Annotated in this window: 12 protein-coding genes; 5 read left to right on the forward strand and 7 right to left on the reverse strand. The window is 64.0% G+C overall.

Going from position 1 to position 9394, the window contains the following annotated elements; translation table 11 throughout:
- Positions 1 to 78: 78 nt before the first annotated feature.
- The 3 genes from P9230_RS19100 to P9230_RS19110 are packed head-to-tail and all read left to right on the forward strand — an operon-like array spanning position 79 to position 1278.
- Complete coding sequence (locus P9230_RS19100) at positions 79 to 612, forward strand: Lrp/AsnC family transcriptional regulator (protein WP_278120427.1); 534 nt, start codon at positions 79 to 81, stop codon at positions 610 to 612.
- A gap of 47 nt (positions 613 to 659) precedes the next feature.
- Positions 660 to 941 carry a type II toxin-antitoxin system RelE/ParE family toxin gene (locus P9230_RS19105; protein ID WP_278111476.1) on the forward strand — a complete coding sequence of 94 codons (282 nt, stop codon included), beginning with the start codon at positions 660 to 662 and terminating at the stop codon, positions 939 to 941.
- A gap of 37 nt (positions 942 to 978) precedes the next feature.
- Positions 979 to 1278, forward strand: coding sequence for a HigA family addiction module antitoxin (locus P9230_RS19110; RefSeq protein WP_067322571.1), 300 nt, complete (start codon positions 979 to 981; stop codon positions 1276 to 1278).
- Here P9230_RS19110 and P9230_RS19115 read toward each other — a convergent pair.
- From P9230_RS19115 to P9230_RS19135, 5 genes are read right to left on the reverse strand one after another with little or no spacing between them, the layout of a single operon-like run.
- Positions 1275 to 2252: a branched-chain amino acid ABC transporter permease gene (locus P9230_RS19115; protein ID WP_067322567.1), complete on the reverse strand. Its 978-nt coding sequence runs from the start codon at positions 2250 to 2252 to the stop codon at positions 1275 to 1277. The two genes, P9230_RS19110 and P9230_RS19115, sit on opposite strands and share 4 nt — an antisense overlap.
- A gap of 1 nt (position 2253) precedes the next feature.
- Positions 2254 to 3141 carry a branched-chain amino acid ABC transporter permease gene (locus P9230_RS19120; protein WP_066998448.1) on the reverse strand — a complete coding sequence of 296 codons (888 nt, stop codon included), beginning with the start codon at positions 3139 to 3141 and terminating at the stop codon, positions 2254 to 2256.
- A 7-nt stretch (positions 3142 to 3148) separates the two neighbouring features.
- Positions 3149 to 3853 carry an ABC transporter ATP-binding protein gene (locus tag P9230_RS19125; protein WP_066998451.1) on the reverse strand — a complete coding sequence of 235 codons (705 nt, stop codon included), beginning with the start codon at positions 3851 to 3853 and terminating at the stop codon, positions 3149 to 3151.
- Positions 3846 to 4646 (reverse strand): ABC transporter ATP-binding protein, encoded by an 801-nt coding sequence (locus P9230_RS19130; protein ID WP_245418863.1) that lies wholly within the window; start codon positions 4644 to 4646, stop codon positions 3846 to 3848. Before P9230_RS19130 ends, P9230_RS19125 begins: the two co-directional genes overlap by 8 nt.
- Complete coding sequence (locus tag P9230_RS19135; RefSeq protein WP_066998453.1) at positions 4643 to 5851, reverse strand: ABC transporter substrate-binding protein; 1209 nt, start codon at positions 5849 to 5851, stop codon at positions 4643 to 4645. The genes P9230_RS19130 and P9230_RS19135 overlap by 4 nt, the downstream gene beginning before the upstream one ends.
- A gap of 554 nt (positions 5852 to 6405) precedes the next feature.
- Between P9230_RS19135 and P9230_RS19140 the strand changes: the two genes are divergently transcribed.
- Positions 6406 to 6726 carry a hypothetical protein gene (locus P9230_RS19140; RefSeq protein WP_278120428.1) on the forward strand — a complete coding sequence of 107 codons (321 nt, stop codon included), beginning with the start codon at positions 6406 to 6408 and terminating at the stop codon, positions 6724 to 6726.
- A gap of 172 nt (positions 6727 to 6898) precedes the next feature.
- On the opposite strand, the gene P9230_RS19145 is transcribed toward P9230_RS19140, so the two are convergent.
- Positions 6899 to 7495 (reverse strand): YdeI/OmpD-associated family protein, encoded by a 597-nt coding sequence (locus P9230_RS19145; RefSeq protein ID WP_278120430.1) that lies wholly within the window; start codon positions 7493 to 7495, stop codon positions 6899 to 6901.
- Between the two features lie 283 nt (positions 7496 to 7778).
- On the opposite strand from P9230_RS19145, the gene P9230_RS19150 reads away from it, so the two are divergent.
- The gene (locus P9230_RS19150; RefSeq protein WP_278120431.1) at positions 7779 to 8501 is read left to right on the forward strand and encodes an SDR family oxidoreductase; all 723 of its coding nucleotides are present in this window, start codon (positions 7779 to 7781) and stop codon (positions 8499 to 8501) included.
- Here P9230_RS19150 and P9230_RS19155 read toward each other — a convergent pair.
- Positions 8452 to 9393 (reverse strand): LysR family transcriptional regulator, encoded by a 942-nt coding sequence (locus P9230_RS19155; protein ID WP_278120433.1) that lies wholly within the window; start codon positions 9391 to 9393, stop codon positions 8452 to 8454. The genes P9230_RS19150 and P9230_RS19155 overlap by 50 nt on opposite strands.
- Position 9394: the final 1 nt, after the last annotated feature.

Genomic DNA, 9394 nt, shown 5'->3' on the forward strand with positions numbered 1-9394 from the left:
AAATTTATTGCAAGTCCAGTGAGAAAGGCGCTCTGTTTCGGCACCTGAAATGCAAGTTTGTTTCGTTTAGATGCTGTCATGTCCATTTTGCCCGACCTCGACGCCTTCGACCGCGCCATCCTCGCCATCCTGCAGAAGGACAACAGCACGCCCCAGCGCATTATCGGCGAGACGGTGAACCTCTCGGCGCCGGCCGTGCAGCGGCGCATCAAGCACATGGAGGAAATGGGCGTCATCCGCGCCAATGTCGCGCTGGTCGATCCGGCCAAGGTCGGCCATCCGATCACGATCTTCGTCGAGGTCGAGGTGGAGAGCGAGCGGGCCGAGCTGATCGACGCCGCCAAGCGTGGCTTCGCCGCGGTGCCGGAAGTGCAGCAATGCTATTACGTGACCGGCGAGGCCGACTTCATCCTGGTCGTCACCGTGGCGACAATGGCCGACTACGAGGCGCTGACCCGGCGATTGTTTTTTGAGAACAACAACGTCAGGCGGTTTCGCACGTTCGTTGCGATGGATCGGGTAAAGGTCGGGCTGGAGGTGCCGGTGGGGCGCACCTCACTCAACATGATCCCTCGGGGCATTTCGTATCGCGGCATGATACTCTGCGCTTGATCTCGGAGACGTATCATGCAAAGATACGTTACGAGGGGCAGTGGTGGATGATACGTTCGTTCAGAGACAAGACCACTGAAGCGATTTCGACAGGTAAGGCTCCGAAAGGATTTCCGGCAGATCTCATTCGTGTCGCTCAGCGGAAACTGTTCATGCTGGACAACGCAGCCGAACTGGCCGACCTCAAAGTCCCACCGGGAAATCGGCTTGAAGCGCTGAAGGGCGATCCCGCCGGTCAGTACTCAATCCGTATCAACGACCAATTTCGTGTTTGCTTTCGGTGGACCGATGGAGGAGCGGACAATGTGGAGATCACCGACTACCATTAGCTAAACCAACCAGCTCTGTCCGACAGGAGCGGAACCAATGATCAACCTCGATAAGCCTATTCATCCCGGCGAGATATTGCGGGCCGAGTTCCTTGAGCCACTCGACCTGAAGCCCTACACCCTGGCGAAAAAGCTTCACGTCCCACGTACCCGCATCGAGCGCCTCGCCAACGAGACCACGCCCGTTACGCCGGACACCGCTCTGCGTCTCGCCAAATTCTTTGGGACCACGCCACAGTTCTGGATGAACATGCAAGCCAGTTACGACCTGGCCGTGGAGGGCGCGTCGCTGCAGGAAGAGCTCAAGGAAATTAAACGGTTCGAGGCGGCTGCTTAAGAGCTCTTGCCGCCCTCCCTCCCCAGCAACCGCGCATAGATCTCCCCCACGATCCCGCGCCGGAAGATCAGCACGCAGACCATGAAGATCACGCCGGTCGCTATCGTCACCGGGAAGCCGGAGGTGGCAAGCGTGTTCTCGAGGCCGACGACGAGGCCGGCGCCGACCACCGGGCCGACCATGGTGCCGATGCCGCCAAGAAGCGTCATCAGGATGACCTCGCCCGACATCTGCCAGGTGACGTCGGTGAGGGTCGCGAACTGGAAGACGATCGCCTTCACCGCGCCGGCGAGGCCGGCAAGGGCCGCCGACATGACGAAGGCGGCGAGCTTGTAGCGGCCGACGGAATAGCCGAGCGAAATGGCACGGTTCTCGTTCTCGCGGATCGAGCGCAGGATCATGCCGAAGGGCGAGTTGACGATGCGCCAGATGGCGAAAAGGCCTATCAGGAAGATGGCGAGCACGAAGAAATACATGTTCATCGGCACGTTGAGGTCGAGCATGCCGAAGAGATGGCCCCGCGGCACGCCCTGGATGCCGTCCTCGCCTTCGGTGAAGGGCGCCTGCACGCAGAAGAAATAGAACATCTGCGCCATCGCCAGCGTGATCATGGCGAAATAGATGCCTTGCCGGCGGATGGCGAGGAAGCCGACGACGAGGCCCATGCCTGCCGCGCCCGCAGCGCCGAGCAGGATGCCGGCCTCGGGCGGCCAGCCCCAGGCTTTCACGGCATAGGCGCAGAAATAGGCGGCGCCGCCAAAGAAGGCGGCGTGGCCGAAGGAAAGCAGCCCGGTGTAGCCGAGGAGCAGGTTGAAGGCGCAGGCGAACAGCGCGAAGCACAGCATCTTCATGACGAAGATCGGGTAGATGACGAACGGGGCGGCGACGAGCGCCATGATCCCCAGCGCCACAAGCGCCCGTTCCAGCCGGACGGAGGCAGCGGCGCGCTCTGCGTGAAGGGTCGCCTCGCTCATCTTACGCGTCCCTTCCGAACAGGCCCGCGGGGCGGAGCAAAAGCACGATTGCCATGATGACGAAGACCACCAGGTTCGAGGCCTCCGGATAGAAAACTTTGGTCAGGCCCTCGGCGAGGCCGAGCATGTAGCCGGTGACGATGGCGCCGAGGATCGAGCCCATGCCGCCGACCACGACGACGGCGAAGACGACGATGATGAGGTCCGATCCCATCAGCGGGCTGACCTGGTAGACGGGCGCCGCAAGAATGCCGGCCAGCCCGGCAAGTGCTGCGCCCAGCCCATAAGTGAGCGTCAGCAGCAGCGGCACGTTGACGCCGAAAGCCTGCACCAGCTCGGGGTTCTCCGTGGCGGCGCGCAAATAGGAGCCGAGCCTGGTCTTTTCGATCAGCAGCCAGGTGCCGATGCAGACGATGAGCGAGGCCACCACCACCCAGCCGCGGTAATTGGGCAGGAACATGAAGCCGAGATTGGTGCCTCCGGCAAGCAGGGTCGGCACCGCGTAAGGATTGCCGGAGACGCCATAATAGAAGCGGAACACGCCTTCGATGACCAGCGCAAGGCCGAAGGTGAAAAGCAGGCCATAAAGCGGGTCGAGCCGGTAGAGCCGCGACAGTGCTACGCGCTCCACCACGATGCCGAACAGGCCGACGGCCAAAGGCACGATGATCAGCGCCGGCCAGTAGCCGATGCCGAGATGGACGAGCAGCAGATAGCCGATGAAGGCGCCGAACATATAGAGCGCGCCATGGGCGAAATTGATGATGCGCAAGAGCCCGAAGATGACGGCCAGCCCGAGGCTGAGCATGGCGTAAAAAGAGCCGTTGATCAGGCCGACAAGCAGTTGGCCGAGCAAGGCTTGGATGGGGATGCCGAAGATCATGGTCATTTGGCCATCATACCCCCAGCACCTCGTGCAGTTTGTCGGTGTGCGCGGAAAGCTGGCCGACCGGGAAACCTTCCACCACCTTGCCGTGATCCATCAGGTAGAAGCGATCGGCGATGCGGGCGGCGAAGCGGAAATTCTGCTCGACCAAAAGGATGGTCATGCCACGCTTCTTCAGCGTCGCCAACAATTCGCCGATGCGCTGGACGATGACCGGCGCAAGGCCTTCGGTCGGCTCGTCGAGCAAAAGCATTTCGACGCCGGTCCTCAGGATGCGGGCGATCGCCAGCATCTGCTGCTCGCCGCCGGAAAGCTTCGTGCCCTGGCTGTTGCGACGTTCCTTGAGGTTGGGGAAGAGGTCGAAGATCTCCTCCACGCTCATGCCGCCCTTGGCCACCACCGGCGGGAGGATCAGATTTTCGTCGACGGTGAGCGTGGCGAAGATGCCGCGCTCCTCCGGCACGAAACCGATGCCCTGGTGGGCGACGCGGTGCAGCGGCAGGCGGATCAGGTCCTTGCCATTGAAAGTGACGCTGCCCGTCCGTTTGCGGATCAGCCCCATGATGGCGCGCAGCGTCGTCGTCTTGCCGACGCCGTTGCGGCCAAGCAGCGTAACCGTCTCGCCGCGCAGGACTTCGAGGTTGACGCCGTGCAGCGCATGGCCCTCGCCGTACCAGGCATGAAGGTCGCGCACGGCAAGCAGTGGCTCACTCATGCTCGGTCCCCATATAGGCGACGCGCACGCGCTCGTCCTGGCTCACAGTCGCGTAGTCGCCGGCGGCAAGCACCTGGCCGCGCTGCATGACGGTGATCCAGTCGCAGAGATCGGCAACGACGGTGAGGTTGTGCTCGACCATCAGCACGGCGCGGTCTTTCGCCAGCGAGCGGATGATGCCTGAGATCGTGCCGACATCCTCATGCCCCATGCCGGCCATCGGCTCGTCGAGCAGCAGAACTTTTGGATCGAGCGCCAGCGTGGTGGCGATTTCCAGCACACGCTTCCTGCCATAGGAGAGATCGCCCGCCAGCCGATGCGCGGCGTCGTCGAGCCCGACTATGGCTAGCAGCTCGCGCGCCCGGGGCGTCAGCTGGTCCAGCGCCGAGACCGGGCGCCAGAACTGATAGCCCAGCCCGCCCGGACGCTGCAGCGCGACGCGCACATTGTCGAGCACGCTGAGATGCGGAAAGATCGCCGATATCTGGAAGGAGCGTACAAGGCCCATGCGCGCCACCTTGGCCGGCGGCGTGCGGGTGATGTCGGTGCCGAGCAGCTGGATGGTGCCGCTGGTCGGCTGCAGGAATTTGGTCAACAGGTTGAAGATGGTGGTCTTGCCGGCGCCATTCGGGCCGATCAAGGCATGGATCCTGCCGTGGTGGACGTCGAGGTCGACATCCTTCACGGCGACGAATCCGGCGAAGTCGCGCCGCAGGCCGCGGGCGGAAAGCACCACCCGCGGCGTCTGGTCGATGCCGTCCCGGCGGACGGCGGTGGCGGTGTCGAGCGTCACTTGCTGACGAGCGGGCAGCCGCTGTCCTCGGCTTTCATGAAGGCCTTGTCGCCGGGAATGGTCGCCAGGTAGGTGTAGTAGTCCCAGTCCTTCTTGCTCTCCTCCGGCTTCTTGACCTGGTAGAGATACATGTCGTGCACCATCGAGCCGTCGGCCTGCACCTTGCCGTTCACCGTGAACACGTCGTTGACCGGCATCTCATGCAATTGCTTGGCCACCGCTTCAGTCTCGTCGGTGCCGGCCTTGTCGATGGCCTTCAGATACTGCGTCACCGCCGAATAGGTGCCGGCCTGGACCATGTTTGGCATGCGGTTGGTGCGCTTGAAGAAGCGTTGCGCGAAATCGCGGCTCACATCGTCGCGGTCCCAGTAATAGCCTTCCGTCAGCACAACGCCCTGCGCCGCCTGCAGGCCAAGGCCATGCACCTCGGCCAGCGTGAAGAGCAGCGCCGCCAACCGCTGGCCGCCGGCGACGATGCCGAACTCGGCCGCCTGCTTGATCGAGTTCGAGGTGTCGAGGCCGGCATTGGCTAGGCCGATGATCTTGGCGCCGGAGGACTGCGCCTGCAGCAGGAAGGAGGAATAGTCGGTGGAGCCAAGCGGATAGCGCACCTCGCCCAGCACCTTGCCGCCACTGGATTCCACGAGCTTGGCGGTCTGGTCCTTCAGCGAATAGCCGAATGCATAGTCGACGGTGATGAAATACCAGCTGTCGCCGCCCTGCTGCACCAGCGCGCCGCCGGTGCCGACCGCCTGGGAGTGGGTGTCGTAGGCCCAGTGGAAACCATAGGGCGAGCACTGCTTGCCGGTGAGGTCGGTGGAGGCGGCGCCGGTGACGATGTCGATCTTCTTCTTTTCCTTGGAAAGCCCCTGGACGGCGAGCGCGACGGAAGACGTGGTGAGCTCCATGATCGCGTCGACCTGCTCGGTGTCGTACCACTGGCGCGCGATGTTGGAGGCGATGTCCGGCTTGTTCTGGTGGTCGGCGCTGACGATCTCGATCGGCGCGCCCTGCACCTTGCCGCCGAAATCCTCGACCGCCATCTTGGCGGCCTCGACCGACCATTTGCCGCCGAAATCGGCATAGACGCCGGACTGGTCGTTCAAGATGCCGATCTTGACCTTGCCGTCCGAGATTTCGCCAGCCGCCGCCGGCATTGCGGATGCCGCAATGAGCGCGGCGGAGACGAGATAGGATGCTTTCACTGGTAGTTCCTCCCTTGTGGTCAACCACGGGAAACGCGGCGGACCTCGCAATGGTTCAACAGTTCCGTCGGATTGTGGATTGAGGCCTCGATCCCGCCTGCCACTCCTATTCTTGCGGGCCTGCTCGTTTGCGGCTGGGCCGCCGCGCGCCTTGGGTGCACGGGCGCGAGCCTAGCATCACATTTCGCTGGCCGGGAATGCTATTTTCGTAGCATGCGGATAGGTTGGGGGCAGCATGGTGTCCCTTCACCAGGGCAGCCGCTTGCCATCGCTAAAAAGCCGCCGGTCGGACCGTCGGGCAAGGTTGCGGCGCAGACGATGCCGGCCGCGCCTTGCGCGACGGGGCGGCCGCCGGCATCGCCCATGTCGCGACCCAGCCGGGGCAGGTCGAATTGACCAGCAAGCGCCCCCTCCCCGCCAGACACAATCCGGAAACAAGATTCAACAGCCCGGAAAAACTCGCGAAAAGACCGGCTGTCATAAGCGGCACCGGAGCAGCCGAACTACGGCCAGCGACAACCTGATATCGATCTTCGAAAAAGGAATGCCGACTTATGAAAAAGACCCTTCTCTCCGTTCTCGGCCTGGCGGTCGCGCTTGCTTTCGCGGTGCCGGCGCTCGGCACTACCGAAGCCAACGCTGCCGCGACCACGACGGCTGCGACCACGACGACCACCGCGGCTCCGGCTGCGGCCACCGAGACGGCCAAGCCGGACGCCAACGGCCCGCACAAGAAGCACGTCAAGCATCTTCGCCGTCACGCCCGCAAGCATCACGTGAAGAAGCACTCGAAGCATCACGCCAAGAAGCATCATGTGAAGCACCACACCAAGAAGCGCACCCTCAAGAAGCACGGCAAGAAGCTCGCCGCATAAGGCGCGTCGCCGGCTTTTGGCTTTTCAGCAATTGGCCAAAGACTTCATGACCGGATGATCCCGGACCGCTTCAACAGGGTTCGGGATCATCGCTTCCCGGAAACGCCGTCCCTCAAAGGCGGCGTTTTTGCTTACCGGGTCGCTGGCGCGGTCGTCCGGTCCGGATCGTGCCCTACTTCTTGTGCGGATAGATCGTCTCGCCGCGCTTCAGCATTTCGACGAACGTCTCGATCTTCTTCTTGCGCCCCGCCTCGGTCTTCATGTTGTGGACGCGGAAGGCGAGCGCGAAACGGTTCTGCGCCGAAAGCTTTGCCAGCATCGCTTTGGCCTTCGGTTCGGCATCGATCGCGGCCTGCAGGTCGGTCGGAATTGTCATCTCTTTCGAGCCGCCATAGGCGCGGTCCCAGCGGCCATCGGCTTTGGCCGCCTCGACTTCGCGCAGGCCATGCTCCGTCATGCGGCCCTCTTCGATCAAGCGCGCGACGTTGTCGACGTTGATCCTGCTCCAGATGCTCTTCCTGCCGCGCGGCGTGTAGCGCTGCAGAAAGCTCTTCTCGTCGAGCGACTTGCGCACCGCATCGATCCAGCCGAAGCAGAGCACGACGTCGATCGCTTCCTTCGGCGTGATCGAAGGAAGGCCAGAGCCAACCTTGTGGATCTTGATCCAGACCTCGCTTTCGCCGGCGTGGTTTTGGCTGAGCCAGGCGTAGAAGCTTTCAGCGTCCGAGAACTCGTGGACCTTGCTCGGGTCGACCTTGATGGGGGCCATCGGTGTTCCTTCTTTTGCGTGAGCCGAGGCTCCGATCTTCCCCTTTGTTGGGAGACGGCCGGCAGGCCAGAGGGCGCGCTGTCGCGCAATCCTGTCGAGTCGTCGTCGCCGCTTATAGTCGTGGGGAGTTTAAGGCCGCGTTCCTTCGCGCGCCGACTGCCCTGCTGGCTGAATTATAAAGCCGCGCCAGCCAACCATCGGACTCTCCGATAACACTATCGGTTTCTTCCGTTTCCGCTCCGCCGGCCGGCTTGCCACATCACCGTCCATGCAAAGGAAAGGCATGGACATGGACGAGACAAAAATCCTGATCGTCGGCGGCAGTTCGGGCATGGGGCTGGCGCTTGCCAGGCGCTGCCTCGCCGAAGGCTCCGGCGTCATCATCGCCTGGCGCAATGCAGCGAGGCTGAACGCCGCGCGCGATGAGCTCGATCGCCCGGCCGCGCTGGCAACGGCGATGGCAGACATCAGCCGCGAGGCCGAGGTCGCGGCGCTGTTCGCGCGCCGGCTCGAGCATATCGTCAGCACGGCGGCCGATATCGAAGGCGCCTACCGGCTTTTGCCCGAGATCGAGCTTTCGGCGGCGCAAAAGGTTGTCGACAGCAAGTTCTACGGGCCGCTGCTGTTGGCCAAGCATGGCGCGCCGAAACTTTCGGCCAATGGTTCGCTCACCTTCGTCTCCGGCATTGCCGCCTACCGCCCGGCCGCGCGCGGCTCGGTGGTCGCGGCCGTCAACGCCGGGCTCGAAGGGCTGGTGCGGGCCTTGGCCATCGAGCTGGCGCCGATCCGCGTCAATGCCGTCTCGCCCGGCTGGGTCGACACGCCGATCTGGCAATTCGTTGCCGGCGATGCGAAGGACGAGACGCTTGCCGCGATGGCGAAGCGCCCGCCGGCGGGACGGGTCGGACGGCCGGAAGACATTGCGGACGCGATCCGCTTCCTGATGGGCAACGGCTTTACGACGGGAACGACGCTGCATGTCGAGGGCGGGCAGCGGCTGGTCTGACGATCGCGAAGTTTTCGCCCATCGCCGCGAGCAAGAGCTTCAGCGCCGGCGGCTGGACGCGCCGGCGCCGCCAGATCATGACCAGCTCCGCCGAGCGGATCGGGCCCGGCCATGCGATCTCGGCCACCTCGCCGCGATCGAGCGCCGCGGCGACCGCCAGCCGCGGCACAAGGCCGAAGCCTGCGCCGGCCGCCACCAGGCCGGCGATGGCGTCAATGCTGCCAGCCTCGGCCGCGAGCTTCGGTCCGCCGAGGCCCGCCTCGGTGAAGGCCGTGTCGACCATGGCGCGGTAGACGCATCCGGTTTCGGTGGCGACGAAACGCTTTTCGGCAAGCTCCGCCAGATCGACATCCGCCCGGTTCTCGCCCGGCGGCGCGATCAGCACCAGCGGCTCGGCCGCGACGGGGCGCCTGGCGAAGCGCTCGTCGGGCTCGCTGGCGCCCGGTCTGTCGAAGCAGAAGGCGACGTCGATCCCGCCCTCTCCCAGCCTGCGGCGCAACTCGCCGCTGCCTGCGATTTTCAGCCTGATGTCGATGTCGGGATGAACGGCCTGGAAATCGGCGAGCCAGCCGGGAAGTTTTGCCGAAGCGATCGTCTCGAGCGCGCCGATCGACAGGCTGCCGGCCGTCTCGGCCTTGGTGGCATCGATGGCGGCCCGGGCGTCGTCGGCGAGCGCCAGCAATTCCTCGGCGTAAGCTTGCAGCGCCTCGCCGGCCGGGGTCAGGTCCAGCCCTTGCCGCGACCGTGTGAACAGCGTCGCGCCCAGCTCGGCCTCGAGCGACTGGATCTGGTCGCTGACGCTCGACTGCGCGAGATTGAGCTCGCCCGCCGCGCGCGTGACGTTGCGTGTGCGCGCGATCGCGAGAAAGGTCTTCAGCAGCCTTGGATGCACG

Origin of the sequence: Mesorhizobium sp. WSM4887 (assembly GCF_029625865.1) — a bacterium.
GTDB lineage: Bacteria > Pseudomonadota > Alphaproteobacteria > Rhizobiales > Rhizobiaceae > Mesorhizobium.